Below are 25,611 nucleotides of genomic sequence, written 5' to 3' on the forward strand. Positions count from 1 at the left end.
CTCTGTTCTCCTAAAGCACTTTTCGTCGTGGTGTCAGGCGGGACGGACTTGCCCGTCACCCCACGCGATCCACTTGGTCGAGGTCAGCTCCGGCAGCCCCATCGGACCGCGCGCATGCAATTTCTGGGTGGAGATGCCGATTTCGGCGCCGAAACCGAACTGCTCGCCGTCGGTGAACGCCGTCGACGCGTTGATCATCACCGCGGCGGCGTCTACGCCGTCGCTAAACCGTTGCGCCGCAGCCATATTGCTGGTCACGATGGCCTCGGTGTGGCCGGTGCCGTACTCGTTGATGTGGGCGATCGCGGCGTCGATGCCGTCGACCACCGCGACCGCGATGTCCATCGACAGGTACTCGCGGCGCAGGTCGTCCTCCGCCGCGTCCGCTGAGAACCCGCCGTGCACGGTCACACCCGCGTCCTCGAGGGCGGCCACCAGCCGCGGCAGCGCCTTCGTGGCGATCGCGGCATCCACCAAGAGCGTCTCGGCGGCGTTGCAGACGCTGGGCCGGCGGGTCTTGGAGTTCAGCAGGATCCGTTCCGCGACATCCAGGTCGGCCCCTTCGTGCACGTACACGTGGCAGTTGCCGACGCCGGTCTCGATGGTGGGCACCTGAGCGTCACGGACCACCGCGTTGATCAGGCTCGCTCCCCCACGCGGTATCACCACGTCGACCAGGCCACGGGCCTGGATCAGGTGCGTCACAGTGGCGCGGTCGTCGGCCGAAAGCAGTTGCACCGCATCGGCCGGCAGGTCCTCGCTTACCAGCGAAGCCCGCAGGACTTGCACCAGCGCCTGGTTGGATCGCGCCGCCGAGGAACTTCCGCGCAACAACACCGCGTTGCCCGACTTGAGCGCCAGGCCGAAGGCGTCGACGGTGACGTTGGGCCGACCCTCATAGATCATGCCGACGACCCCGAGCGGCACGCGCTGCTGCCGCAAATGCAAACCGTTGGGCAGGGTGTAGCCGCGCAGCACCTCCCCGACCGGGTCGGGCAGTCCGGCGACCTGGCGCAGACCGGCGGCGATGCCCTCGACCCTGTTGGCGTCGAGCGCCAGCCGGTCGAGCATCGCCGTCGGTGTGCCGACGGCTTCGGCGGCGGCGAGATCTTCGGCGTTGGCCGAGAGGATCAAGTCGGTGTGGGCCGCTATCGCGTCGGCCGCGGAACGCAGCGCCTGGTCCTTGGCGACTGTCGGCAACAGTGCCAGGACGCGGGAGGCGACCCGGGCGCGGCGAGCGGCGTTGTGCACCTCCCGGCGCAAGTCGGCCTCGCCGTGCTGAGCCTCTCCGCTGCGGAAGGTTGCTTGCAGACTCATTGAACCAGGGTAGCGGGCCTTAGTCGGCCGGGTCAGCCGGCCCGGGAATTACGGCATCCGCTCCGTGCGTAACGTGCCGACGGCCAAGTCCCGTTCGCCGGCGGGTCAGCGGAGCGGCTTCGCCGGCGTCGGTGCCCCGAGGCTCGTCGGGCCGATCCGCTCTTGCTGAGTCACCTGCCGCACCTTGGTTTGCCGCTCCTCGATGAGTCGTCCCAAGTCTTGGAGCAGCAACGGCTTACGCATCACCAGATGCTCGAGGTGCTCACGATCGATCTGCAGCGCCGTCACCTCGTCGAGCGCGTACGCGCCGGCGAGGTTGGGCTGACGGGTTAGCGCGGTCAGGCCGAGGAACGATCCCTCGTCCAGGGTGGTGACGGGGACCACCGACCCGTCGTCGGTTGTCGCCGTCAAGCGCACCCGGCCGGCCACCAAGAAGGTCATGCCGGGCGAGACCTGCCCGGCGGACTCGAGAATTTCCTCAGCACCGTAGCGGACGATCTTCGCGTACGGGACCAGCGATTGCTGATCGGTGTGGCTCAGCCGCAACGCGGGGGCGACCACGGTGCGCAGCGCCTTTTCCACGCGTTGTGTGGTGGAGTAGTTGTCGTCGGCACCGTCGAGCCGCAGGCGCGCGCGCCGCGCGGCATACCAAACCCAGCGCAGGAAGGTCGCTTCGGTGGCTTCGGCGTCGGCCGGAGAGATCAACCGGATGGTCGTGCAGTACTGGGCGCCGCCCAAGGCCACCGTGGTGGGCAAGATCTCGGGTTTGCGGGCCGGCAGCGCCGTGGCGACCCGAGTCAGCATCGCGCACACCTTGTCCGGGGAATCGCCGGCCGCGAACTTGGTGGTGATCGCGCAGTCGTACGCGCGGGACGGGCGACTGAGGTTGGTGAACGAGGTACCGGCCAGCATCGAGTTGGGCATGATGCGGATTCCGCTGCCGGTGTCGATGTGCACCGACCGCCAGTTCACTTCGACGACGCGCCCCCGCGCTGTCCCCGTGTCCAGCCATTCGTCGATCCGGAACGGCTGCTCGAATAGCATGAACAACCCGGACACCACCTGGCCCACGGAGTTCTGCAGCATCAGGCCGATGACCACCGATGTGACGCCCAGCGCGGTGAACAAGCCGCCGACCCGGACACCCCAGATCAGCGACAGCATCACCGTCAGGCCGACGCCGATGACGCCGAAGCGGGCGACGTCGACAAAGATAGTGGGCAGTCGTTTGCGCCAGCTGTCGTCGGGCGCGCCCTCGAATACCGTGGCGTTCAGGGCAGACAGCACCAGCACCAACACCAGCAGGCCGAACACCGTCGTGAGGATCCGCACCACGCCATCCCCGGCCGGTATCTGCGAAGCCTTGACGAGCAGCAGCAACAGCGCACCCAGCGGCAGCAGGTAGTTGCGCAGCAGGCTCACCTGCCTGGCCAGGTGGCTGTTTCGGCGGACCAGCATGCGATGCAGCTCGGTGAGCAGGATCAAAACGACCGGGAATCCGAACGCGACGCCGATAGCCCAGTAGAACCACGATGATTGGAACAGGTTCATGATCGCTCCGACAACCGGTAGATCGCCTGGTCGCTTCCGGCGACCGAGATGGTGCCGGCCGGCGCGAACTGCCGTACGTCACGCATCGCCTCGTACACCTGTGAGGTGACATAAATGCCCGATTGGCTTGCGCCGCTTTTCATTTGATAAGCGAGACTCACCGCGGCGCCCCACATGTCGTAGACGAGCCCCGAGCGGCCGACCAGTCCGCTGATCACATCGCCGGTGCTGATGCCCACTCGAAGCCGCAACTCGTGACCGGTTTGGCTGTTGAACCGCTCGATGATCTGGCGCATTTCGATCGCGAAGTCGACGCTGCGGTGAATGCTGTCCAGCCGTGGCGTGACCACCCCGCAGCTGGCGAGGTAGCCGTTGTGGAAGGTGCGGATCCGTTCGATGCCGAGAGCTTCGGCCGCCGAATCGAACTGCCGGAACAGCTCGTCGACGATCCCGACCAACTCGTCGCCGGACACGTCCGCGGAAACCTCGTCGAGCCCGACGATTTCGGCGAAGATCACCGCCACGCCCTGGTGTTCCTGCGCGATGGTCTCCTGACCCTCGCGATATCGCTGAACGACCGACTCCGGCATCAGCGCCAGCAACAGGCGGTCGTTCTCCCGGCGCTGTTCGTTGAGAAGCTCCTCTTTGATCGCCAGGCTGCGGCTCATCTCGTTGAAAGCCGCGGTCAGGTCTCCAATTTCGTCGCGCGTCGTGACCGGGATGTTGATCTCGTAGTTGCCGGAGCTGATCTTCTGCGTACCGGCCTGCAGCCGGCGGATCGGCCGCAACATCAGCTGGGCCAGCACCATCGACGCCACGCAGATGGTGAAGATCATTATCGACACGGCCAGCACGAGCGTCCTGCTGAACCTGCCCAGCCGCGCGAAGGCGTCGGAGTTGTCCCGCGTCGCCAGGATGGACCAGTGCAGATCGGAGTTCGGCACCGTCAGCGGGCTATAGGCCTCCAACTCCCTGTTGCCCAGATAGTCGGTGGCGCTGATGACTCCGGTCTGCCCGCGTTGGGCGGCACGAAGACCCGCGGTCGGTACCGGCTGCACCAGCGTCGTACCACCCAGCCGGACGGCTTCTTCCACGACGTCGGGCGGGGTGCCCGATGCCACCGCCTCGCGCTTATATTCGGCCGGATCCTCCAGGAAAAGCCTTGAGTCGGAACGCATCAGGTTGTCCGGTCCGGCCAGGTACGTTTCGGTTGCCGGGCCCATCCCGGCGGCCTCCCAGTGTTGGCCGGCGGTCATGATGTTGTTGATCTTGGAGATCGGTAGCGGCAGCGCCATGACGCCGTTGAATTTGCCGTTCATTCCCACCGGCGATACCACCCACGCCGTGGGGACGTCGAGCTGCGGCTGATACGGCTGGAAGTCGGTGATCCAGACGAAGCTGATGTCGTTGGAGCGCAGGGCTTTTTGGTATGCGTCGCGCAGATTCGACTCCCGGTACGGGCCGGTGAGGATGTTGGTGCCGAGGTCCGGTCCCTTGTTCACCGAATAGACGACATTGCCCTGCATGTCGAGCAACAGCGCATCCGGGTACTCGAAACGAGTGACGATGTCGCGCATGTAGAAGCCATAACGGGCGCTGGCCGCCGACCAGGCGCTGCCGTCGCCGGCGTCGTCGGTCTTCCTCGCTTCGGCGGCCGTCGGATACGGCGCCGTGTAGTTGGCCTGAAGATACTTCTGCGCGTTGGAACTCGGGAATATCGCGTTACGATCGAGTTCCTCACCGGTGATTCGTTTGATCGGTTTGATCATGTTGTTGTCGTAATAGGTGACGAGCGCCTGCTGCTGGGCCGGCGTGATGGTCGCGTTGGACAGCTGAGCGAACCCGTCGGTGAACGCCGTCGTGGCCTCGACGATGCTGAAGCCGCCGCTGTAGACGATGAGCGAATTCGTCACCTCTTTGAAAAGCGACCGCACCTGCCGCGACTGGGACTCGCGAAGTTCGATGAGTCGTTCGGATTCGACCTGGCGCAGGGCGTTGCGGCCCGATGACGCCCCGATGAATCCGATCACCCCGATCGACAGGATGCTGCAGAGCAGCAGCGTCAGCAGCAGCTTGGATTGCAGGCCGATCCGGAAAAGCCGCCGACGGCGGAACTTATGGCCCTTGCGGGGCTCGCCTTCGTGCGTCACCGCCATTTCGTCCGGGAAGGATTCCGGTGTGGTCGGGGAAGCCGGCTCGGCGTCTTGTAGCTCGCTCGACGTCACTCGACTTCGCCCTTCCTCGGACACGCAGCATCGCTCACGCAGCACATTAGCGCGCGTGCCTCGAGATATGGGCGATTGCGGCAAAGCGTTCAGCGTGAAGAATGCTTGGATCTTCGATCACCTAGCGCCGCGCACTTATCCTTGGCGCTATGGGCGACGGGTGCGTTGAGGGCTGTGGCTGCGAGTCGACCGACATCGCGACCGCGCGACCTCCGGCGCGCGACGCCGAATGGGTGCGGGCGGCGCGCTGGGCGCGTCGGCTCGCGTGGGCGAGCCTCTTGTGGATGTGCGCGGAGGGCGCGCTCGGCCTGTGGCAAGGGTTCACGGTCCGTTCCATCTCCCTGATCGGCTGGGCGCTCGGCAGCGCGGTCGAGGGCTTGGCGAGTGTGATCGTCGTGTGGCGGTTCACGGGTTCACGCACGCCGTCGGAGACTTCGGAGCGGCGGGCGCAGCGCGGGGTGGCCGTTTCCTTCTGGCTCATCGCGCCGTACATCGCTTTCGAATCGGTCCGGAATCTGCTCAGCGGGGCCCGCCCCGAGACCACGCTGATCGGGATGATCCTGACCGCCGTGGCGCTGGTTCTGATGCCTCTTCTGGGATGGGCCAAGCGGAGGCTCGGCGCGCGCCTGGATTCGCGCGCCACCGCGGGCGAGGGCACGCAAAACTATTTGTGCGCCGCGCAGTCCGCGGCGGTGTTGCTCGCGCTGGCCGTCATCGCCGTCTGGCCGGGCGGCTGGTGGCTGGACCCCGCGGTCGGCTTGGTCATCGCCGGCTTTGCGGTGCGGGAGGGTCTCGAGGCGTGGCGCGGCGAGGAATGCGGATGCTGACGCAAGCGCCAAAACCACCGCGCTGCAGACTCTTTGGCCCTCGCGGAGGTTTCCGTACACGGAGCTTCGCCACCCGCTAACGTCAACGTCATGGCACGAGTCTGCGTGGTCGGCAGCGTGAACATGGACCTGTCGCTGCGCGTGGAGGCCCTTCCCCGGCCCGGTGAGACGGTGCTGGCGGCGTCGCTGACCCAAGCACCGGGCGGCAAGGGTGCCAATCAGGCCGTGGCGGCGGCGCGCGCGGGCGCACAGGTGCAGTTCGTCGGCGCGGTCGGTGACGACGCGGCCGGCGAACGGTTGCGCGCTCACCTGCTGGCCAACGGCGTCGGACTGGACGCGCTCGCCGAAACGCCCGGACCGAGTGGCACGGCCATCGTCGTCGTCGACGCCAACGCCGAGAACACCATCGTGGTCGCGCCGGGCGCCAATGGGCGGGTGACGCTGGAGGCGGCCGCGCGACGCGTCATCGCCGGCTCCGAGGTGTTATTGACGCAACTGGAAATTCCGGTGCGCGCGGCGGTGGCGGCGGCACGGCAGGCCCGTTCGGCCGGGGCGGTCGTCGTCGTCAACGCCTCGCCGGCAGGCGGGGACCAAAAGTCGCTCTCCGACTTGGCGGCCGCGGCCGACGTGGTGATCGCCAACGAGGCCGAGGCCGACGAGTGGCCCTGGCGCCCGGCTCACCTGGTGATCACGCTGGGCGCGCGCGGCGCCCGGTACCTTGGCGCCGACGGCGACTTCGTGGTGCCCGCTCCGGCGGTGACCGCGGTGGACACCACCGGGGCCGGGGACGTGTTCGCCGGAGTGCTGGCCGGAAGCTGGCCACGCACTCCGGGCTCGCCCGCCCAGCGGCTGCGCGCGTTGCGGCGCGCCTGCGCGGCGGGCGCGCTGGCCACGTTGGTGCCGGGCGCAGGCGACTGCGCCCCCGATGCCCAAGCTATCGACGCGGCGCTCGAATCACCCACCTGACCTGCGGCTGGCAGCAGTTGGCAGCGTCCGGCGTCGATCTGGCAGCGGTGTGCGGGCAGCGTGGTTGGCGATCGCAGTCAGCCATCGAGAAAGGAACATTATGTCCGCGACCACGATTGACCGCACGGGCACCCGGGACGGCCTGCTCCGCCTGGCCATGCGCGCCGACGCCGCCATCAGCGGCGTCGTCGGCCTGGCCGGTATCCCGCTGGCCGGAAAACTCGCCGAGCTATCGGGGACCACGAAGACCTTCGAGTACGCGATGGCCGCTTTCTTGATCGGCTACGGCGTGGTCGTGTTCGGGCTCGCGGCCCTGCCCTCGGTACGCCGCGCCGGCATGGCCGTGATCGTCGCCAACTTGGCCTACACGGGGGCCGCCGTGGTGCTGGTGCTCGAAGACGTCTTCCCGTTGACTACCGCCGGCGTCGCGTTGAACCTGGCGGCCGGCGCCTACACGCTGGTGTTCGCCGAACTGCAATACCAGGGCTGGCGCCGCGCCAGGGCGTGAGCGGACGCTCCGGGCCCGCCCCGCGCCACCGCGGGCGGGCCCTTCGGCGCGCTATTCCTCGGGAATCTGCTGCTCGATCTCGTCGAGCCAGATACGCGCGGACATGTCCGACGGCGCCCGCCAATCGCCACGGGGCGACAGCGCGCCGCCGTGCGAGACCTTGGGGCCGTTCGGCAACGCCGAGCGTTTGAATTGGCTGAACGAGTAGAACCGCTGCACGAAGATGCCCAGCCAGTGCCGAATCTCCTTCAGCGAGTAAGTCGGTCGCTTCTCATCGGGGAACCCCGGCGGCCAGTTACCCTGCTCCGGGTCGCTCCACGCATGCCAGGCCAAGAACGCGATCTTCGACGGCCGGAACCCGTAGCGCAGCACATGGAAAAGCGAAAAGTCTTGCAGGGCATACGGGCCCACCTTGGCCTCGCTGCTCTGCAACTCCTCTTCTTCGCCGCTCGGGACGAGTTCCGGGGTGATCTCGGTGTCCAGCACCGACTGCAGCACGTCGGTGACGTCGGACTCGAACTGTCCCGACGAGATGACCCAGCGGATCAGGTGCTGAATCAGCGTCTTGGGGACACCGCCGTTGACGTTGTAGTGCGACATCTGGTCGCCCACCCCATACGTGGACCAGCCCAGCCCCAGCTCAGAGAGGTCACCGGTGCCGAGCACGATGCCGCCGCGCTGGTTGGCCAACCGGAACAGGTAATCGGTGCGCAGACCCGCCTGCACGTTCTCGAAGGTGACGTCGTAGACCTTTTCCCCGCGCCCGAACGGGTGGTCGATCTCCTGGAACATCACCACTGCGGTCTCGGTGATGTCGATTTCGGAGAAGGTGACCCCGAGTGCGCGGCACAGCTCAATGGCGTTGCGTTTGGTGCGATCCCCCGTCGCGAAGCCGGGCAGCGTGAACGCCAGAATGTCGCTGCGCGACCGTTCTTCGCGGTCCATCGCGCGCGCCGCAACGATCAGGGCGTGCGTCGAATCCAGCCCGCCGGAAATGCCGATGACGATCTTCGGGTAGTTCAACGCGCGCAGCCGCTGCTCCAGCCCGGACACCTGGATGTTGTAGGCCTCGTAGCAATCCTGTTCCAGGCGTTCGCGGTTCGCGGGGACGAACGGGAACCGCTCCACGTCGCGGCGCAATCCGATGTCACCACTGGGCGGGTCCAACCGGAAATCGATGCGCCGGAACGATTCGGCCGACCCGCGGTGGTGGCGCCGGTTGTCGTCGAATGTCCCCATCCGCAACCGTTCCGAGCGCAGCAGGTCGATGTCGACGTCGGCGACGCTGCGACGTTCCCCCTTCGGGAAGCGCTCGGAGGAGGCCAGCAGCTCGCCGTTCTCCCAGACCATGGTCTGGCCGTCCCAGGCCAGGTCGGTGGTCGACTCCCCCTCGCCCGCGGCGGCGTAGACGTAGGCGGCCAGGCACCGCGCCGATGCCGAGCGGGCGAACAGGCAGCGGTCCTCGGCGCGACCGATCGTGATGGGGCTGCCGGAAAGGTTCGCCAGCACCGTCGCTCCCGCGAGCGCGGCCTCCGCACTGGGCGGGATCGGCACGAACATGTCCTCGCAGATTTCCACGTGCAGCACGAAGTCGGGCACATCCGACGCGCCGAACAGCAGGTCCGGACCGAACGGGACGTCGGCGTCGCAGATCCGGATGGTGCCGCGCTCGTCGTCCCCGGCCGCGATCTGGCGGCGCTCGTAGAACTCCCGGTAGGTGGGCAGGTACGACTTCGGCACCACCCCGAGCACCACGCCACGGTGGATGACCACCGCGGTGTTGTAGATGCGATGCCGATAACGCAGCGGGGCACCCACAACGAGGACCGGCAGCAGGTCAATGGAGGCGGCGACGATGCTCTCGACGGCGGTTTTGACGTCATCGAGCAACAGGTCCTGCATGACGATGTCCTCGATGGAGTACCCGGACAGCGTCAGCTCGGGGAAGACGGCCACGGCGACGCCGTCGTCGTGGCACGCGCGCGCCAGCCGGAGGACCGACTCGGCGTTGGCCGCCGGATCGGCGAGCGCGGTGTGGTGCGTGCAGGCGGCGACCCGGACGAAGCCCTGGCTGTAAGCGTTGTAAAAGTCCATCGCCCTTCCATTGTCGCCTGCCCCGTGTCGACCCGTGGCCGCCGGGTATCCCCTCCATCATGAGCGATACTGCCGTGGTCGTGGTCGACATGATGAACACCTATGAGCATCCCGATGCCGAAGAACTAATACCCAATGTGGGCAAGATCATCGACCCGCTGGCCGATCTGTTGCGGCGCGCTCGCGAATCCGACGACGTCGACCTCGTGTACGTCAACGACAACTACGGCGATTTCGCCGCCCAGTTCTCCGACATCGTCAGCTCAGCCCTCGATGGGGCGCGGCCCGATCTGGTCAAGCCGATCGTGCCGGGCGGGGACTGCCGGGTGATGACCAAGGTGCGGCACAGCGCCTTCTACGCTACCGCACTGGCGTATCTGCTCAACCGCCTGGAGACCAAGCGACTGATCATCACCGGGCAGGTCACCGAGCAGTGCATCCTCTACACCGCACTCGACGCGTACGTGCGCCATTTCCCCGTGGTGATTCCGACCGACGCCGTCGCCCACATCGACCCCGAACTGGGCGCCGCGGCGCTGAAGATGATGGAGACCAATATGTCGGCCGAGGTCACCACGGCCGCGGAGTGCCTCGGTTAACCTCGGTGGCCGTACGCTGGACGAGGTGACCACCCGCTGCGCAGAATCGCCGGAGCTGGTCGCGTTGCTGGCCGGCCGCCGGATGGCGGTGTTGACGGGCGCGGGGCTGTCCACCGACTCCGGCATCCCCGACTACCGCGGGCCCGATTCACCGCCCAGCAATCCCATGACGATCCGTCAGTTCACCTCGGATCCGGTGTTCCGGCAGCGCTACTGGGCGCGCAACCACGTCGGCTGGCGACACATGGACGACACTCTGCCCAACCCCGGGCACCGGGCGCTGGCCGCGCTCGAGCGCGCTTCGGTGGTGACCGCGGTGATCACCCAGAACGTCGACCTGCTGCACACCAAGGCCGGCAGCGAGAACGTCGTCAACCTGCACGGCACCTACGCGCAGGTCGTCTGCCTGGGCTGCGGATACACCATGACCCGCGCCGCGCTGGCCGAACAGCTGGAGGCGCTCAACCCGGGATTCGTCGAGCGCGCCGAGGCGGTGGGCGGTCTCGCGGTGGCACCCGACGCCGACGCGGTCGTCGCCGATACCACCTCGTTCAGGTATCTGGACTGCCCGCACTGCGGCGGCATGCTCAAGCCGGACATCGTCTACTTCGGCGAAAACGTGGCCAAACACATTGTCGACCAAGCATATTCGCTCGTGAGCGAAGCCGAAGCGCTGCTGGTCGCCGGCTCGTCGCTGACGGTGTTCTCCGGCTACCGGTTCGTGCGTCACGCCGCCGCGCTGGGCAGGCCGATCGCCATCATCAACCGGGGACGAACCCGCGGGGACGACCTGGCCACCGTCAAGGTCGACGGCGGCTGCTCCGAGCTGCTGACCCTGCTGGCCGACGAGTTATCGCCGATAGCAGCGCGTTAGAACGTGCACGGCATGCTGCGGATGGCGTGCACGAAATTGCCCGCCACATAGGCGGGATCGCCCGCCTGGATGTCCGGCAGCTGGCGCAGCAGCTCGCCGAAGATGGCCCGCAGCTGCGCCCGGGCGACATGCGCGCCGAGGCAGAAGTGCACTCCGCCACCGCCGAAACCGACGTGCGGGTTGGGGCTGCGGCTCAGATCCAACCGCTCCGGGTGGTCGAAAACGTCGGTGTCCCAGTTGCCGGACGGATAGAACATCACGACCTTCTCGCCCGCCCGGATGGTCTGGCCGCCCAGCTCATAGTCGGTTGCGGCGGTGCGGCGAAAGGTCATGACGGGCGACGCCCATCGGATGAACTCCTCCACGGCGGTACCGATCCGATTGTCGAAATCCGCTGCGAGCCAAGCCCGCTGGTCGGGAAAGTCGGTGAGCGCCTTAATGGCGTGACTGGTGGTCTGACGGGTGGTGTCGTTGGCGGCCACCGAAAGCAGGACGAAGAAGGCGGATACCTCCGCGTCGGTCAGCCGGTCGCCGTCCACCTCGGCGTTCACCAGGCCACTGAACAGGTCGTCGCCCGGATGCTCGCGGCGCTCGGCCGCCAGCCCCCCGGCGATCTGGTGCAGGTACACCTGGTTTTCGACCAGGACCTCCATCGGGTTACGACCGTCGAGGTAGACCGGGTCGGCCCAGGACACCAGCGCGTCGGCGGCATGGGCCACCCGCTCCCGTTCGGATTCCGGGATTCCCACCATGTCGGACAACGTGCGGATCGGCAGTTGCTTGGCGCAGTGGTCGACGAAATCGGCGCCGCTGCCGGCGCACTGGAGTTCTTCGACGATGGCCCTGGCGTTGGCCTGGATCGAATCCTCGATGCGGCGGATCTGCCGCGGTGTGAACGCGGCGCTGACGAGCTTGCGCAACTTGGTGTGTCGCGGCGGGTCCATCGCCAGGAACGACTGCGACGCTTCGAGCAACTCCACCGGGATGTTCTCGAACATCACGCCCAGGCCGGACAGGAACGCCTCGTTGTTGCGGCTGACCGCGACGATGTCCGCGCGCCGGGTGACCGCCCAATACCCGGGGTCGTCGGGATCGGGCATCAGGGCGTCCTGCACCGGCGGGTGCCAGCTCACCGGCCGCTCGGCTCGCAGCACGGCGAATGAACGCTCCCGGTCCGCCGCGGTCGTCGACCAAAACGCGCGCGAGGACAGGTCGATCGGGTCGTAGGCGCGGCCGGGCTTCTCGGTGCCCGACATCCCGGTCATCACGGTCATGGTGATCCTCCGTTGGGTATGACCTCGGTCACAGACTGCCAGCGACACTATTCCTAGACACTATGTCTAGTCAAGTTGTCAAATAACTTCTATGCTGGGTGAATGCCATCGGTCACCCGGAAGCCGCAGGCCAACCGCGAACGGGAACGTCAGCGGCGGCGGGAGCAGATCGAGCGCCGGCTGCTGGACGCCACCGAGCGGCTGATGCGCGACGGCACCAGCTTCACCGAACTCAGCGTGGACCGGCTGTCGACCGAGGCCGGCATCTCCCGCGCCAGCTTCTACATCTATTTCGAGGACAAGGGCCACCTGCTGCGCCGCCTCGCCAATCAGGTGTTCGCCGACCTGGCCGACAGCGCGGACCGCTGGTGGAGCGTGTCGTCGCGGCACGATCCCGAAGACGTCCGCGCCGCTATGGACGGCATCATCGCGAGCTACCGGCGGCACCAACCGGTGCTGGTCGCACTCAACGAGATGGCCGGTTATGACCCGCTGGTCGCGGCGACCTACCGCAACCTGCTGACGGCGGTCACCGGACGGATGACCCGGGTCATCGAGGAAGGCCAGGCCGATGGCTCGATTCGGCCGGGGTTGCCCGCGGCCACCACCGCCAGCGCGCTGACCTGGATGGTCGAGCGCGCGTGCCAGCAGAACCTGCCGGTGAAGCCGATCGACTACGACGCGGAGCTGGCGGCCGTGCTGTCCGAAATTGTCTGGGGCGCGCTGTATCTCAAGTCCACCTCGGCGCGATGACGCCCGGTGACCTCGGCCGCTGTGACGAGAACGACATAGTTAATACCCTAACTATTAGCGTACGATGCGAATATGGCGTCGCCGGCCACACCGCAGCTCGACCCGCTCTCCCTCGACCAGCAGGTCTGTTTCGCGCTGAGCGTGACCAACCGCGCCGTCCTGGCCGTCTACCGGCCGCTACTGGAGCCATTGGGACTGACCCACCCCCAGTATCTGGTGATGCTGACGCTGTGGGATCACCAGAAGTCACCTCCGGGACAGCGAAAACCTTTGTTGGTCAAGGAGATTGCGACCACGTTGCAGATGGATCCGGCTACCCTGTCACCGATGCTCAAGCGCCTCGAGGGGCTCGGCCTGATCACCCGTACGCGAAGCGCGGTCGATGAGCGGTCCACCGACGTCAGGCTCACCGACAGCGGCACCGCCTTGCGCCGGCGTGCGCTGGAAGTTCCGCCCGCCGTGGTCGCGCGTCTGGGCGTCGGCATCGACGAACTTCAGCACCTGCACCAGGTGCTGACCCGCATCAACGCGGCCGCCTTGGCAGCGGGCGCATTGCAGTCCTGAAACCGCCCGCCCATAGGAGCCCCCATGACCCGCACCAAACCCAACATCTGGCAACACATCGCCTATTCATACGGTCGATGCCTGCCCAGCTCGATGCGCGACTGGGTCGCCCACGATTTGGCGGGCAAGGGAGCCGTGCGCCGGCACATGATCCGGTGGGCCATACCGCCGCTGTTCGTTCTCGCGCCCTTCTGGTTGCTGCCCGCTTCGCTGTACGTGCACACCGAGATGACGGTGCCGCTCTACATCTGGGCCCTGTTGATCTCGCTTGCGTTGAACAAGGTCTGGCGCCGACACCGGCTGGCGCAGCACGGACTCGACCCGAACCTGGTCGACGTGATCAAGAACAAGAAACAAGCGAAGATGCACGAGGACTACGCTCGCCGCTTCGGCCCGCGCCCCGAATCGGCGGCCTGGCAGGACAACAGCAACCCGTTCACCTAACCGGGCTTACACCGCCACCAGGTCGTCGGCGTGCACCGCGGGCCGGCGCAGCTCACCGGGCAGCTCGGAGGTCGACCGGCCGATCATGGTGGCCAGTTCGGTGGCGTCGTAGGCCACCACACCGCGGGCCACCATGGCCGCGTCCAGGCCGCGCAGTTCGACGACGTCGCCCGCATAGAACCGGCCCGACACGCCGGTGATACCGGCGGCCAGCAGCGAGCGGCGCTGGCCCAGCACCGCGCGCACCGCGCCCTCGTCCAGGGTCAGCGCACCCGCCGCCTCGGCGGCATAGCGCACCCAGAACCGCCGGGCCGACATCCGTTGCGGCCGTGCGGCGAATACCGTCCCGACCGAGGCGTCGCTCAGCGCGGTCGCGGCGTCGGCCGCGGCGGCGAGCAGGACCGGTACCCCGGCGTCGGCGGCCAGTAACGCCGAGGACATCTTCGACACCATGCCGCCGGTTCCCAGATCGCTGCCGGGGCCGGCGACCACACCGGCCAGATCCGCCGCGCCCGATACCTCGGCAATAAATTTGGCGCCCTTGATCTTTCGTGGATCGGCGTCGTACAGGCCGTCGATATCGGAGAGCAGCACCAGCGCCTCGGCGCCGACGAGGTGCGCCACCAGCGCCGACAGCCGATCGTTGTCGCCGAACCGAATTTCGTTGGTGGCCACCGTGTCGTTCTCGTTGACGATCGCCACCGCGTGCAGGGCCCGCAACCGGTCCAATGTGCGCTGGGCGTTCGTGTGCTGCGCCCGCATGGAGATGTCGTGCGCGGTCAGCAGCACCTGCCCGACCGTGCGCCCGTACCGGGCGAACGCCGCGCTCCACGCGTTGACCAGCGCGACCTGCCCGACGCTGGCCGCGGCCTGCTTGGTCGCCAAGTCCTTGGGACGACGGGTCAATCCGAGCGGTTCGATGCCGGCGGCGATGGCACCCGACGAGACGATGACGACATCGGTGCCCGCCTTCATGCGTGACTCGATGGCGTCGGCCAGCCCGGCCAGCCGACCGGCGTCGAACACGCCGGACGCTGTGGTCAGCGCGTTGGTGCCGACCTTGACCACCAGGCTGCGCGCGGTCCGGACGGCCTCTCGGTGCGCGGTCATGATGCGCCGCTTCTCCTCATCGCTTCGTCCCCCGCGGCGGTGCCCCACTGCATCGTCGCCAGCGGTCACGACTCGTCACCGCGCTCGCGCCGCTGACGGCGGGCCGCCTTGCGCTCCGCGGCCCCGGTGCGTTCACTGCGCTCCAGCCGCACGTCGGTGCCTCTCCCGGACATCGCAACGTGTTGGCCCGCGGGCGTTTGCGGCTCCCAGTCGAATGTCATGTCGCCGATGGTCACGGCGCACCCGGGTCGCGCGCCCAGCCGCAGCAGTTCCTCCTCGACGCCCAGTCGGGCCAGCCGGTCGGCAAGGTAGCCCACGGCTTCGTCGTTGTCGAAGTTGGTCTGCCGGACCCACCGCTGGGGCCGGGCACCGGTGACCACGAAGCCGCCCTCGTCGTCCGGTTCGACGGTGAAGCCGCTGTCGTCGACGGGGACGGGACGGATGACCGGCCGCCGCGGCACGATCTGCGGGCGCGCGGCGTTGTATTCCGCGATCATCCGCCAGAGCCCGAAGACCAACGGTTGCAAGCCCTCCCGGGCAACCGTCGACACCAAGAACACGGGCCAGCCGCGCTCGGCGACCTCCTCGCGGACGAATTCCGCGAGCTCCCGCGCCTCGGGAACGTCGATCTTGTTGAGCACCACCGCCCGTGGCCGCTCGGCGAGGTCGCCCAGCGTCGAATCGCCCTGCAGGGTGGGCGTATACGCGGCGAGTTCGGCTTCCAGCGCGTCGATGTCGGAGATCGGGTCGCGGCCGGGCTCCGCGGTGGCGCAGTCGACGACGTGTACCAGTACGGCGCAGCGCTCGATGTGCCGCAGAAAATCCAGGCCGAGGCCGCGCCCCCGCGACGCACCGGGAATCAGGCCCGGCACGTCGGCGACGGTGAACGTGTGCTCGCCCGCCGACACCACGCCGAGGTTGGGCACCAGCGTGGTGAACGGGTAGTCCGCAATTTTCGGTTTGGCGGCCGAGATCGCCGACACCAGCGACGATTTCCCGGCCGAGGGAAATCCGATGAGACCGACGTCGGCGACGGTCTTGAGCTCCAGCGTCAGGTCGCGCGCTTCGCCGGGCTCGCCGAGCAGCGCGAAGCCGGGGGCCTTGCGGGCGCGCGACGCGAGCGCCGCGTTGCCCAGGCCGCCGCGGCCACCGGCCGCCGCCTCGAAACGGGTGCCCGCGCCCACCAGATCGGCCAGCAACCGGCCGTTTTCGTCCAGTACGACGGTGCCGTCGGGGACTTTGACTTCCAGGTCGGCGCCCGCGGCACCGTCGCGGTTGCTGCCCATGCCCTGTTTGCCCGACGGCGCGGTGACGTGCGGGTGGAAGTGGAAGTCCAGCAGGGTGTGCACCTGCGGGTCGACCACGAACACGACGCTGCCCCCGCGGCCACCGTTGCCGCCGTCCGGACCGCCCAGCGGCTTGAACTTCTCGCGGTGCACCGACGCGCAGCCGTTACCGCCGGATCCCGCGCGCGCGTGGATGACGACCCGATCGACGAATCGAGGCATCGAAATACCAGCCCTTCGAAAGTCACGCCAGGGCGAAAATACCTCGCGAAGCCGCCGCGGCGATTCCCCGCACGGGGGCGGTGCCCCCAGCTCGCGAGGCCTAGACCTGGGGCGTGATGCTGACCGTTTTGCGGCCGCGCTTGATGCCGAACTCGACGGCTCCGGCCGCCTTGGCGAACAGCGTGTCGTCACCGCCACGCCCGACGTTCAGACCGGGGTGGAACTTGGTGCCGCGCTGGCGGACGATGATCTCGCCGGCCTTGACGATCTGGCCGCCGAATCGCTTCACCCCCAGCCGCTGAGCGGCGGAATCGCGACCGTTGCGAGAGCTGGAAGCGCCCTTCTTGTGTGCCATTCTTGTCGCCTCCTGCTACTTGATCCCGGTGACCTTCAGGACCGTCAGCTGCTGACGGTGCCCCTGACGCTTGTGGTAGCCGGTCTTGTTCCTGAACTTGTGGATGCGGATCTTGGGGCCCTTGGTGTGCTCGAGCACCTCACCCGTCACCGCCACCTTGGCCAGCGCGGCCGCGTCGGTGGTCACCTTCGCGCCGTCCACGACCAGGGTGACGGGCAGCGACACGTTCGCACCGGGGTCGGAGTCGAGCTTCTCGACCTTGACCACGTCCCCGACGGCGACCTTGTACTGCTTGCCGCCCGTCTTGACGATTGCGTAGGTCGCCATCGTTGCTCCTGCCTTCTTTCCTCTGCTCAGCCGCTTCTTCGGCTCTTCGCGCGCGAGCCACCGGCGGTGCGCGTGTGGGTCTGGGTTGCGGGCCCGCGCCGATCGCCCGGGTGCCCCGCTGCCGCCGGCCAAAGTTCGCACGGCCTGGCGACAACTGTCCTAGGGTACTTGACCAGCGGCTACAGGGTCAAACCGGGCCAGGTCAGTCCACGTGGATCGGCGGCCCCGCCGGCCGGCCCGCCGCGCGACGGCGGCGCGGACGGCCGAATCCCGATCCCGTGTCGAGGGACCCTTCCGGCCCCTCGTCGGACTCGGAGTCATCCTCGACGTCCAGGTCGTCGTCGTCCATCTCGAGGTCTTCGTCATCGTCGCCGAGGTCTTCCTCGTCGTCGATGTCCTCGTCGTCGTCGTCGAGATCATCGTCAGACTCGTCATCGGTGTCGTCGTCAGACTCGTCATCGGTGTCGTCGTCGGTGTCGTCGTCGGACTCGTCGTAGTCCTCCCGGTCGGCATCCTCCGCGTCGGTCGCGCCGACTGGCTTCCGCTCGTCGAATTCGTTGGTCGCTTCCTCGGCGGACTCGTCGGATTCCTCGTCATCGCGGGCCGCCGATCCCCCGGCGGCCATCGCCTTGAACATCGGGTGCTCACCGGGAGCGTGCGCCGGCACCTTGGCCACCACCGGCTCCTCGGCCCCCTTCTTCTTGGAGCGCCTGCCGCGGCGACCACCGGACTCGGACTTGCGCCCGTTCGACGGGGCCGAGTCCACCGGGTCGGTGTGCAGCAGGATCCCGCGGCCGCCACAGTGGGTGCACGACGTCGAGAAGGCCTCGACCAAACCGGTACCCAGCCGCTTGCGGGTCAGCTGGACCAGTCCCAGCGACGTCACCTCGGACACCTGGTGGCGGGTGCGGTCGCGGGCCAGCGCCTCGGTCAGGCGCCGCAACACCAAGTCGCGGTTGGATTCGAGGACCATGTCGATGAAGTCGATGACCACGATTCCGCCGATGTCGCGCAGCCGCAGCTGGCGCACGATCTCCTCGGCGGCCTCGAGGTTGTTCTTGGTGACGGTCTGTTCGAGGTTGCCGCCGGAGCCGGTGAACTTGCCGGTGTTGACGTCGACCACGGTCATGGCCTCGGTCCGGTCGATCACCAACGTGCCGCCGGAGGGCAGCCACACCTTGCGTTCCATCGCCTTGGCGAGTTGCTCGTCGATGCGATGCACCGCGAAGACGTCGGGGCCGGCCTGGCCATCCGGGCCGGCGGGCGGCTCGTACTTGCTCAGCTTCGAAACCAGATCGGGCGCAACGGAATTCACGTACTCGGTGATCGTCGTCCACGCTTCGTCGCCGGAGACGATGAGGCCGGCGAAGTCCTCGTTGAACAGGTCGCGGATGACCTTGACCAGCACGTCGGGCTCTTCGTAGAGCGCGACCGCCGCGCCGGCGGCCTTCCCCGTGATTTCGGTCGCCTTGGCCTCGATCTGCTTCCAGCGCTCCTGCAGCCGGGTGACGTCGTTGCGGATGTCGTCCTCTTTGACGCCCTCGGACGCGGTGCGGATGATCACCCCGGCATCCGACGGCACCACCTCGCGCAGGATCTCCTTGAGCCGCTGCCGTTCGGTGTCGGGCAGCTTGCGGCTGATCCCGGTCGACGACGCGCCCGGCACGTAGACCAGGTAGCGCCCGGCGAGCGACACCTGGGTGGTCAGCCGGGCGCCCTTGTGCCCGACGGGGTCCTTGCTGACCTGGACCACGACGTAGTCGCCCGGTTTGAGCGCCTGTTCGATCTTGCGGTCTGACCCGCCCAGGCCCGCGGCTTCCCAGTTGACCTCGCCGGCGTAGAGCACGCCGTTGCGGCCGCGCCCGATGTCGACGAACGCCGCCTCCATCGAGGGCAGGACGTTCTGCACGATCCCGAGGTAGATGTTGCCCACCAACGACGCGGAAGCGGCCGACGTCACGAAGTGCTCGACGACGATGCCGTCCTCGAGCACCGCGATCTGGGTGTACCGCGCCCCCTGATGCGGCGGCTCGGTGCGGACCCGGTCGCGCACGACCATGATCCGTTCGACGGCCTCGCGCCGGGCCAGGAACTCCGCCTCGCTCAAGACCGGCGGGCGGCGCCGTCCGGCGTCGCGGCCGTCGCGGCGGCGCTGGCGCTTGGCCTCCAGCCGGGTGGAGCCGTCGATGCCCTTGATCTCGGCGTTCGACGAGCCGTTTCCGCCATCGCCGCCGTTCTTGCCGCTGCGTGGCGCCCGCTCGTGCACGACGGTGTTGGGCGGATCGTCGGCCGAAGGGCTTTCGTCGCCGTCGTCACCCGAGCCCGACTTGCGCCGCCGGCGCCGGCGGCGGCGCCGGCTGGCGCCCTCCGCCGAGCCGTCGTCGCCGTTGTCGGACTCGTCGGAATCCGAATAGTCGGACCCCTCGTCGTCGTCGCCGTCCTCGGCGTCGGAGGAGTCGCCGCGGCTCGCCTTCTGGCGCCGCTGTTGCGGCTCGTCCTCGTCACCGGCGTCGTTGTGGTTGTCGGGCCCGCCCTGCTCACCGCGGCCGCGGCCGCGGCCGCGGCGCCCCCGGCGCCGGCGCCGGTTCGCCGGGCGATCGCTCTGCTCGTCGTCGTCGTCGTCTTCCTCGGAATCGTCGGAGTCCTCGGAGTCGGTGCCGTCGTCGGCCGCCCCGTCGTCCTCGTCCGCGATCGGCTGCGGCGCGACGAACAGCGGCATGTAGTGCGGCCGCTCGGCGGCGCTCTCCGGCGCCGCCAGCATCAACCGGGATTCGGGTTCCGCGGCGGCTTCGTCGTCCCCGCTGCCGACGCCGCCGTCCTCGGCGCCCGCGTCGGGCTGGGCGGCCAGCAGGTCGCGTACCCGGACGGCGTCGTCACGGTCGACGGTGGAGTGCGCGCTGCGTATCCGCCCGTCGAGCGCGCTGAGCGCGTCCAGCACCCGCTTACTGGTGGTTCCCAGCGTCCGTGCCAGCGAATGAACTCTCAGGCGGTCCGGCAATTCGTCGTGCCGGGTCGGCTCTTCGGATGACTCTGCGGATGGTGCACCGTCTACCACGTATTCTCCTCAAGCCCCCGGGCGCGTCCTTGCGACGCGGCCACGCGAGGGCTTCGCTATGGGCCCGGATAACTTCCCCCCGGGCTTGTGATGGTCTCGCCCCGAGCGGTTCGAGGGGAACACACTCGGCGCCGTGCTGAATGACGGCCTGACATGCCGCGCACCAACGCGGGGTGGCGATGATCGCGCTTGTCTAAGTCTTCATTCGGGTGTCCGACGCCGGTCCGGCGACGTTCACCCTCCGTCAGTATCCCACATCACTCGGCGTGCCCACCCGCCCCTGAGCGAACGCGCCGTCAGCGGCGTGGCGCAGCCGCTTTGCCGGGTGGCTACGCCTCGGGAAACCAGAGCGCGATTTCCCGCTTCGCGGAGTCGGTCGAATCCGACCCGTGCACCAGGTTGAACTGGGTTTCCAGCCCGAAATCACCCCGAATCGTGCCGGGTGTGGCCTTGTCCACCGGGTCGGTGCCGCCCGCGAGCTGGCGAAACGCGGCGATCGCCCGCGGCCCCTCGACGATCGCCGCCACCACCGGCCCCGACGTGATGAATTCCAGCAGCGATCCGAAAAACGGCTTGCCTTCGTGCTCGGCGTAATGCTCGGCGGCCAGGTTCTCGCTGACGCGCCGAAGCTCCAGCGCCGCGATGGTCAGGCCCTTCCGCTCGATGCGGCTGATGATTTCGCCTACCAGCCGCCGCTCGACGCCGTCCGGCTTGATCAGTACCAGGGTCCGTTCGGTCACGGCGCACAGCGTACATAACCGGGCGGCGATCGGCCGGGGCCGCGAGCCCGACCCTACCGCTGACGGCGCAGCACCTCGGCCCGGAAGTACGCGATCAAAGCCCACAAGCCGGTGAACAGCACCCCGATGAATCCCACTCCCGGGTACACCGCGAAGCCGGCGAGTAGGAGCAGCTGAGCGGCCAGGTTCACCCAGATCGCCCAGGGTTTGCGCTGCACCCCGCCCAGCACGATGAACAGCCCGGCCACGCTGACCAGGTAGCCCAGGGACACCGAGGTCAGTCCGCCGCCGACCGCGCTCACCACGGGGATCGCCAGCAACACCACGATGGCTTCCAGGAACAGCGTGGCGGCCATCACGGCGCCGAAGCTCCTCCAGGGGTCGGGCCGGTTGGGGTCGGTCATTCCGGATCCCGGCCGAATAGGGTGCGCGCCGCCCCGGCGGTGACGACCGAGCCGGTGATCACGATGCCCGTGCCGGAGAAGGCCTCGGCGTCCCCGGCGGTCGTCGCCTCGTCGACCAGAGCGGTCGCCACCTCGATCGCGTCGCGCAGGTTCACGGCGGTCGTGACGCGATCGGGCCCGAATCGCTCCCCCGCCGCCAGGGCCAGCGACTCCACGTCCAGGGCCCGGGGTGACCCGTTGTGGGTTACCACGACGGAGTCGAACACCGGCTCGAGCGCGGCGAGGATGCCGTTCACGTCCTTGTCGGCCAGCACGCTGATCACACCCACCAGGTAGCGGAAGTCGAACTCGTCGCCCAGGGTCTGCGCCAGTGCCGCCGCACCGGCCGGATTGTGCGCGGCGTCGATGAACACGGTGGGAGCGCTGCGCATGCGTTCCAGCCGGCCGGGGCTGGTGACGGCGGCGAATCCGGCCCGCACCGCCTCGACGTCGAGTTGCCGCTGCGCGCCCGCGCCGAAGAACGCCTCCACCGCCGCGAGCGCCACCACCGCGTTGTGCGCTTGGTGTTCGCCGTGCAGCGGCAGGTAGATGTCGGAGTACACGCCGCCAAGGCCCTGCAGCTGCAGTACCTGCCCGCCGATCGCAACCTGACGGCCCAGGACGGCGAACTCCGAATCCTCGCGGGCCACCGCGGCGTCGGCGCGCACCGTCTGGGCCAGCAGCACCTCCATCGCCTCCGGCGCCTGGCGGGCCAGGACGGCGACGGTGTCGGGCGCGCCGTCGGGTGCTTTGCTGATGATCCCGGCCTTCTCGCCGGCGATGCCGGCGATGTCGTCGCCGAGGTATTCGACGTGGTCGATGCCGATCGGGGTGATGACCGCGACCGGCGCGTCGACGACGTTCGTGGCGTCCCACCGCCCGCCCATCCCGATCTCGATGACCGCGACGTCGACGGGCGCGTCGGCGAACGCGGCGAACGCCATGGCGGTCAGCACCTCGAACTTGCTCATCGCCGGACCACCGGCCGCCTGGGACTGCGCGTCGATCATCTGCACGAACGGCTCGATCTCCCGGTACGTCGCCACGTACTGCGCCGGGGTGATCGGCCGGCCGTCGATCGCGATGCGCTCGACCGCTGATTGCAGGTGCGGGCTGGTGGTTCGCCCGGTGCGTCCGTGCAGCGCCGTCACCAGCGCGTCGACCATGCGCGCCACCGAGGTCTTGCCGTTGGTGCCGGCGATGTGGATGGACGGATAGGCCCGCTGCGGGGAGCCCAGCACGTCCATCAGCGCGCTGATCCGGGTCAGGCTCGGCTCGATCTTGGTCTCCGGCCAGCGTTGGTCGAGCAGGTGCTCGACCTGCAGCATGGCGGCGATCTCGTCAGGGGTGGGAGCCAGGCTCGTCGCCTCGCCACGCTCGGGCCAGTCGGGGGGCTCGCTCATCGAACGCTCATCACAGCCCGGCCAGGCGCGCGGTGATCCGGTCGGTCTCGTCCTGGGCCACCCGCTGACGACCCCGGATCTTGTCGACGACGTTCTGCGGGGCTTTGGCCAGGAAGTCCTCGTTGGCGAGTTTGGCGGTGGTGGACGCGAGTTCCTTCTGTGCCGCGGCGAGGTCCTTCTCCAGGCGGCGGCGTTCGGCTTCGACGTCGATGGTGCCCGAGGTGTCGAGTTCCACCACGACCGTGCTGTTCATGGCCGGGCCGAGCCGCACCTCCAACGACACCGACGGCTGGAAATCGTGCCCGGGCTCGGTGAGCCACGCCAGGGACGTCACGGCGGCCACCTGGGCGCTCAGGTCGGCGCCGTCCATCCCGCCCAGCCGGGCCGGCACCTTCTGCCGATCGGCCAGCCCTTGATCGCTGCGGAATCGGCGAACCTCGGTGATCAGCCTCTGCATATCGCTGATCCGTTGCGTGGCAACGGGATCCAGTTCGATACCCGAGGATTCCGGCCATTCGGCGATCACCAGCGACTCCAGGCCCGTCAGGGCCTGCCACAACGCCTCGGTGAGGAACGGGATAACGGGGTGCAGCAACCGGAGCAGCGTGTCCAGCACGGCGGCGAGCACGGCGGTGGTGTGTGGATTCCCCTCGGCCAGCTGCGTTTTGGCCAATTCGACATACCAGTCGCAGAATTCGTCCCACGCGAAGTGGTAGAGCGACTCGCAGGCACGGCTGAACTCGTATCCGTCGAGGGCCGAGTCGACTTCGGCGCGAACCTCTTCCAGCCGTCCCAGGATCCACCGGTCGGCATCGGTGAGCTGGTCGTGCGCCGGTAGCGGCGCGAGCTGAGCACCGTTGAGCAGCGCGTAGCGGGTGGCGTTGAACAGCTTGGTGCAGAAGTTGCGCGACGCCCGGACCGCGTCCTCGCCGACGGCCAGGTCACCGCCGGGGCTGGCGCCGCGGGCCAGCGTGAACCTCAGCGCGTCGGCCCCGAACGTGTCCACCCAGTCCAGCGGGTCGATGACGTTACCCTTGGACTTGCTCATCTTGCGGCCGGATTCGTCGCGGATCAGCCCGTGCAGGAACACGTCCGTGAACGGCACCTGCGGGCCGCGGCGGCCGCCGAGGGTGATGGCCTCGTCGCCGCCGACGAAGGTGCCGAACATCATCATCCGCGCCACCCAGAAGAACAGGATGTCGTAGCCGGTGACCAGAACGCTTGTCGGATAGAACTTTTCCAGCTCCGGGGTCTTCTCCGGCCAGCCCAGCGTGGAGAACGGCCACAGCGCCGAGGAGAACCAGGTGTCCAGCACGTCGGGGTCCTGTTCCCAGCCCTCCGGCGGCGTCTCGTCCGGACCGACGCACACCTGCTCGCCGTCGGGCCCGTACCAGATCGGGATCCGATGGCCCCACCACAGCTGCCGCGAGATGCACCAGTCGTGCATGTCGTCGACCCAGCCGAACCAGCGCGGCTCCAGGCTGGCGGGGTGAATCACGGTGTCCCCGTTGCGAACCGCGTCACCGGCCGCCTTGGCCAGCGATTCGACCCGGACCCACCATTGCAGCGACAACCGAGGCTCGATCGGCTCACCGCTGCGTTCGGAATGCCCGACGCTGTGCAGGTAGGGGCGCTTCTCCGCGACGACACGGCCCTGCCCGGCCAACGCCTCGCGGACCGCGACCCGGGCGTCGAAGCGGTCCATGCCGTCGAATTGTGTTCCGGTGTGGGCGATCCGGCCCTTGGTGTCCATGATCGAGATCATCGGCAGTTGGTGCCGCAGGCCGATATCGAAGTCGTTGGGATCGTGGGCGGGCGTGACTTTGACCGCGCCCGTGCCGAATTCGGGGTCGACGTGTTCGTCGGCGACGATGACGAGCTCCCGGTCGAGGAAAGGGTGGGGCAGCGTGGTCCCCACCAGGTGGCGGTAGCGCTCATCGTCGGGGTGCACCGCGATCGCGGTGTCACCGAGCATCGTCTCGACGCGTGTGGTGGCGACCACGATGTGGGGTTGCGAGTCGTCCAGCGAGCCGTACCGGAATGACACCAGCTCGCCCTCGACCTCCTCATAGTTGACTTCGATGTCGGAGAGCGCGGTTTCGAGCACGGGCGACCAGTTGACCAGCCGTTCGGCGCGGTAGATCAGGCCGGCGTCGTAGAGCCGCTTGAAGATGGTGCGCACGGCCCGCGACAGGCCCTCGTCCATGGTGAACCGGTCGCGGCTCCAGGCGACCCCGTCGCCGAGCCGGCGCATCTGGCCGCTGATGGCACCGCCGGACTCGCGTTTCCAATCCCAGACCTTCTCAACGAAGAGCTCCCGGCCGAAGCCTTCTTTGGTCTTGCCGTCGACGGCGAGCTGCTTTTCCACCACGCTCTGGGTCGCGATGCCGGCGTGGTCCGTGCCCGGCTGCCACAGCACCTCATAACCCTGCATCCGCTTGCGACGGGTCAGGGCGTCCATCATGGTGTGTTCCAGGGCGTGGCCCATATGCAGGCTGCCGGTCACGTTGGGCGGCGGGAGCACGATCGAATACCCGGGCTTGGCGCTCGTCGGGTCCGCTTCGAAGTAGCCCGCGTCGAGCCATTTCTGGTAGATCGCGCTTTCGGCCGCAGCCGGATCCCACGACTTGGGCAGGTCGGTGGCGGGGCTGCGGCTGGCGGGCACCCGTCAATT

Annotated in this window: 22 protein-coding genes; 8 read left to right on the forward strand and 14 right to left on the reverse strand. The window is 68.2% G+C overall.

Annotated features, from left to right (window positions below):
• Positions 1-33: 33 nt before the first annotated feature.
• The 3 genes from G6N51_RS10540 to G6N51_RS10550 form a co-directional block, all read right to left on the reverse strand.
• On the reverse strand, positions 34-1,317 hold the full coding sequence (locus G6N51_RS10540) for a glutamate-5-semialdehyde dehydrogenase (protein WP_083168774.1): 1,284 nt from the start codon (positions 1,315-1,317) through the stop codon (positions 34-36).
• Between the two features lie 105 nt (positions 1,318-1,422).
• Positions 1,423-2,868 carry a mechanosensitive ion channel domain-containing protein gene (locus tag G6N51_RS10545; RefSeq protein WP_083168771.1) on the reverse strand — a complete coding sequence of 482 codons (1,446 nt, stop codon included), beginning with the start codon at positions 2,866-2,868 and terminating at the stop codon, positions 1,423-1,425.
• Positions 2,865-5,024, reverse strand: coding sequence for an adenylate/guanylate cyclase domain-containing protein (locus G6N51_RS10550; protein ID WP_083169224.1), 2,160 nt, complete (start codon positions 5,022-5,024; stop codon positions 2,865-2,867). The genes G6N51_RS10545 and G6N51_RS10550 overlap by 4 nt, the downstream gene beginning before the upstream one ends.
• A gap of 218 nt (positions 5,025-5,242) precedes the next feature.
• On the opposite strand from G6N51_RS10550, the gene G6N51_RS10555 reads away from it, so the two are divergent.
• From G6N51_RS10555 to G6N51_RS10565, 3 genes are all read left to right on the forward strand, one after another.
• On the forward strand, positions 5,243-5,920 hold the full coding sequence (locus G6N51_RS10555; protein WP_083168768.1) for a cation transporter: 678 nt from the start codon (positions 5,243-5,245) through the stop codon (positions 5,918-5,920).
• A 90-nt stretch (positions 5,921-6,010) separates the two neighbouring features.
• Entirely contained in the window at positions 6,011-6,886 is an 876-nt protein-coding gene (locus G6N51_RS10560; RefSeq protein WP_083168765.1) for a ribokinase, read from the forward strand.
• A gap of 100 nt (positions 6,887-6,986) precedes the next feature.
• Positions 6,987-7,394, forward strand: coding sequence for a hypothetical protein (locus G6N51_RS10565; RefSeq protein WP_083168762.1), 408 nt, complete (start codon positions 6,987-6,989; stop codon positions 7,392-7,394).
• A gap of 51 nt (positions 7,395-7,445) precedes the next feature.
• Here the strand turns inward: G6N51_RS10565 and G6N51_RS10570 are convergent, their stop codons facing one another.
• The gene (locus G6N51_RS10570; RefSeq protein ID WP_083168759.1) at positions 7,446-9,488 is read right to left on the reverse strand and encodes an NAD(+) synthase; all 2,043 of its coding nucleotides are present in this window, start codon (positions 9,486-9,488) and stop codon (positions 7,446-7,448) included.
• Positions 9,489-9,547: 59 nt separating this feature from the next.
• Between G6N51_RS10570 and G6N51_RS10575 the strand changes: the two genes are divergently transcribed.
• A complete protein-coding gene (locus tag G6N51_RS10575; RefSeq protein WP_083168756.1) occupies positions 9,548-10,087 on the forward strand; it encodes a cysteine hydrolase family protein in 540 nt (179 codons plus the stop codon).
• Positions 10,088-10,112: 25 nt separating this feature from the next.
• Positions 10,113-10,961, forward strand: coding sequence for an SIR2 family NAD-dependent protein deacylase (locus G6N51_RS10580; RefSeq protein ID WP_083168753.1), 849 nt, complete (start codon positions 10,113-10,115; stop codon positions 10,959-10,961).
• Here the strand turns inward: G6N51_RS10580 and G6N51_RS10585 are convergent.
• Positions 10,958-12,235 carry a cytochrome P450 gene (locus tag G6N51_RS10585; RefSeq protein WP_083168750.1) on the reverse strand — a complete coding sequence of 426 codons (1,278 nt, stop codon included), beginning with the start codon at positions 12,233-12,235 and terminating at the stop codon, positions 10,958-10,960. The two genes, G6N51_RS10580 and G6N51_RS10585, sit on opposite strands and share 4 nt — an antisense overlap.
• 102 nt (positions 12,236-12,337) lie before the next feature.
• On the opposite strand from G6N51_RS10585, the gene G6N51_RS10590 reads away from it, so the two are divergent.
• The 3 genes from G6N51_RS10590 to G6N51_RS10600 all read left to right on the forward strand — a co-directional run bounded on the left by G6N51_RS10590 (position 12,338) and on the right by G6N51_RS10600 (position 13,996).
• Positions 12,338-12,988 (forward strand): TetR/AcrR family transcriptional regulator, encoded by a 651-nt coding sequence (locus G6N51_RS10590; protein WP_083168747.1) that lies wholly within the window; start codon positions 12,338-12,340, stop codon positions 12,986-12,988.
• Positions 12,989-13,060: 72 nt separating this feature from the next.
• On the forward strand, positions 13,061-13,552 hold the full coding sequence (locus G6N51_RS10595; protein ID WP_083168744.1) for a MarR family winged helix-turn-helix transcriptional regulator: 492 nt from the start codon (positions 13,061-13,063) through the stop codon (positions 13,550-13,552).
• A 24-nt stretch (positions 13,553-13,576) separates the two neighbouring features.
• The gene (locus tag G6N51_RS10600) at positions 13,577-13,996 is read left to right on the forward strand and encodes a DUF5313 domain-containing protein (protein ID WP_083168741.1); all 420 of its coding nucleotides are present in this window, start codon (positions 13,577-13,579) and stop codon (positions 13,994-13,996) included.
• 6 nt (positions 13,997-14,002) lie between these two features.
• On the opposite strand, the gene proB is transcribed toward G6N51_RS10600, so the two are convergent.
• From proB to G6N51_RS10645, 9 genes are all read right to left on the reverse strand, one after another.
• Positions 14,003-15,106 carry a glutamate 5-kinase gene (gene proB, locus G6N51_RS10605; protein WP_083168738.1) on the reverse strand — a complete coding sequence of 368 codons (1,104 nt, stop codon included), beginning with the start codon at positions 15,104-15,106 and terminating at the stop codon, positions 14,003-14,005.
• Positions 15,107-15,171: 65 nt separating this feature from the next.
• Positions 15,172-16,614, reverse strand: a complete 1,443-nt coding sequence (obgE, locus tag G6N51_RS10610; RefSeq protein WP_083168735.1) for a GTPase ObgE — start codon at positions 16,612-16,614, stop codon at positions 15,172-15,174.
• Positions 16,615-16,714: 100 nt separating this feature from the next.
• Positions 16,715-16,969 carry a 50S ribosomal protein L27 gene (rpmA, locus tag G6N51_RS10615; RefSeq protein ID WP_046186480.1) on the reverse strand — a complete coding sequence of 85 codons (255 nt, stop codon included), beginning with the start codon at positions 16,967-16,969 and terminating at the stop codon, positions 16,715-16,717.
• 15 nt (positions 16,970-16,984) lie between these two features.
• The gene (gene rplU, locus G6N51_RS10620; protein ID WP_007169506.1) at positions 16,985-17,296 is read right to left on the reverse strand and encodes a 50S ribosomal protein L21; all 312 of its coding nucleotides are present in this window, start codon (positions 17,294-17,296) and stop codon (positions 16,985-16,987) included.
• Between the two features lie 202 nt (positions 17,297-17,498).
• Positions 17,499-20,351 carry an Rne/Rng family ribonuclease gene (locus tag G6N51_RS10625; protein WP_083168733.1) on the reverse strand — a complete coding sequence of 951 codons (2,853 nt, stop codon included), beginning with the start codon at positions 20,349-20,351 and terminating at the stop codon, positions 17,499-17,501.
• Positions 20,352-20,680: 329 nt separating this feature from the next.
• On the reverse strand, positions 20,681-21,091 hold the full coding sequence (gene ndk / locus G6N51_RS10630) for a nucleoside-diphosphate kinase (protein WP_083168730.1): 411 nt from the start codon (positions 21,089-21,091) through the stop codon (positions 20,681-20,683).
• Between the two features lie 53 nt (positions 21,092-21,144).
• A complete protein-coding gene (locus G6N51_RS10635; protein ID WP_083168727.1) occupies positions 21,145-21,495 on the reverse strand; it encodes a DUF4233 domain-containing protein in 351 nt (116 codons plus the stop codon).
• On the reverse strand, positions 21,492-22,937 hold the full coding sequence (gene folC, locus G6N51_RS10640) for a bifunctional tetrahydrofolate synthase/dihydrofolate synthase (RefSeq protein WP_083168724.1): 1,446 nt from the start codon (positions 22,935-22,937) through the stop codon (positions 21,492-21,494). Before folC ends, G6N51_RS10635 begins: the two co-directional genes overlap by 4 nt.
• A 10-nt stretch (positions 22,938-22,947) precedes the next feature.
• Positions 22,948-25,602, reverse strand: coding sequence for a valine--tRNA ligase (locus G6N51_RS10645; protein ID WP_083168721.1), 2,655 nt, complete (start codon positions 25,600-25,602; stop codon positions 22,948-22,950).
• Positions 25,603-25,611: the final 9 nt, after the last annotated feature.

It is taken from the genome of Mycobacterium paraseoulense, assembly GCF_010731655.1.
GTDB lineage: Bacteria > Actinomycetota > Actinomycetes > Mycobacteriales > Mycobacteriaceae > Mycobacterium > Mycobacterium paraseoulense.

Excerpts from the sequence above, each read along its gene's own strand:
- rplU (WP_007169506.1), bottom strand. The coding sequence starts at position 17,296 with ATGGCGACCTACGCAATCGTCAAGACGGGCGGCAAGCAGTACAAGGTC.
- G6N51_RS10595 (WP_083168744.1), top strand. The coding sequence starts at position 13,061 with ATGGCGTCGCCGGCCACACCGCAGCTCGACCCGCTCTCCCTCGACCAG.
- G6N51_RS10585 (WP_083168750.1), bottom strand. The coding sequence starts at position 12,235 with ATGACCGTGATGACCGGGATGTCGGGCACCGAGAAGCCCGGCCGCGCC.
- proB (WP_083168738.1), bottom strand. The coding sequence starts at position 15,106 with ATGACCGCGCACCGAGAGGCCGTCCGGACCGCGCGCAGCCTGGTGGTC.
- G6N51_RS10570 (WP_083168759.1), bottom strand. The coding sequence starts at position 9,488 with ATGGACTTTTACAACGCTTACAGCCAGGGCTTCGTCCGGGTCGCCGCC.
- G6N51_RS10555 (WP_083168768.1), top strand. The coding sequence starts at position 5,243 with ATGGGCGACGGGTGCGTTGAGGGCTGTGGCTGCGAGTCGACCGACATC.
- G6N51_RS10635 (WP_083168727.1), bottom strand. The coding sequence starts at position 21,495 with ATGACCGACCCCAACCGGCCCGACCCCTGGAGGAGCTTCGGCGCCGTG.
- G6N51_RS10545 (WP_083168771.1), bottom strand. The coding sequence starts at position 2,868 with ATGAACCTGTTCCAATCATCGTGGTTCTACTGGGCTATCGGCGTCGCG.
- G6N51_RS10550 (WP_083169224.1), bottom strand. The coding sequence starts at position 5,024 with ATGGCGGTGACGCACGAAGGCGAGCCCCGCAAGGGCCATAAGTTCCGC.
- G6N51_RS10560 (WP_083168765.1), top strand. The coding sequence starts at position 6,011 with ATGGCACGAGTCTGCGTGGTCGGCAGCGTGAACATGGACCTGTCGCTG.
- G6N51_RS10575 (WP_083168756.1), top strand. The coding sequence starts at position 9,548 with ATGAGCGATACTGCCGTGGTCGTGGTCGACATGATGAACACCTATGAG.
- rpmA (WP_046186480.1), bottom strand. The coding sequence starts at position 16,969 with ATGGCACACAAGAAGGGCGCTTCCAGCTCTCGCAACGGTCGCGATTCC.
- G6N51_RS10590 (WP_083168747.1), top strand. The coding sequence starts at position 12,338 with ATGCCATCGGTCACCCGGAAGCCGCAGGCCAACCGCGAACGGGAACGT.
- G6N51_RS10540 (WP_083168774.1), bottom strand. The coding sequence starts at position 1,317 with ATGAGTCTGCAAGCAACCTTCCGCAGCGGAGAGGCTCAGCACGGCGAG.
- obgE (WP_083168735.1), bottom strand. The coding sequence starts at position 16,614 with ATGCCTCGATTCGTCGATCGGGTCGTCATCCACGCGCGCGCGGGATCC.
- G6N51_RS10565 (WP_083168762.1), top strand. The coding sequence starts at position 6,987 with ATGTCCGCGACCACGATTGACCGCACGGGCACCCGGGACGGCCTGCTC.
- folC (WP_083168724.1), bottom strand. The coding sequence starts at position 22,937 with ATGAGCGAGCCCCCCGACTGGCCCGAGCGTGGCGAGGCGACGAGCCTG.
- G6N51_RS10600 (WP_083168741.1), top strand. The coding sequence starts at position 13,577 with ATGACCCGCACCAAACCCAACATCTGGCAACACATCGCCTATTCATAC.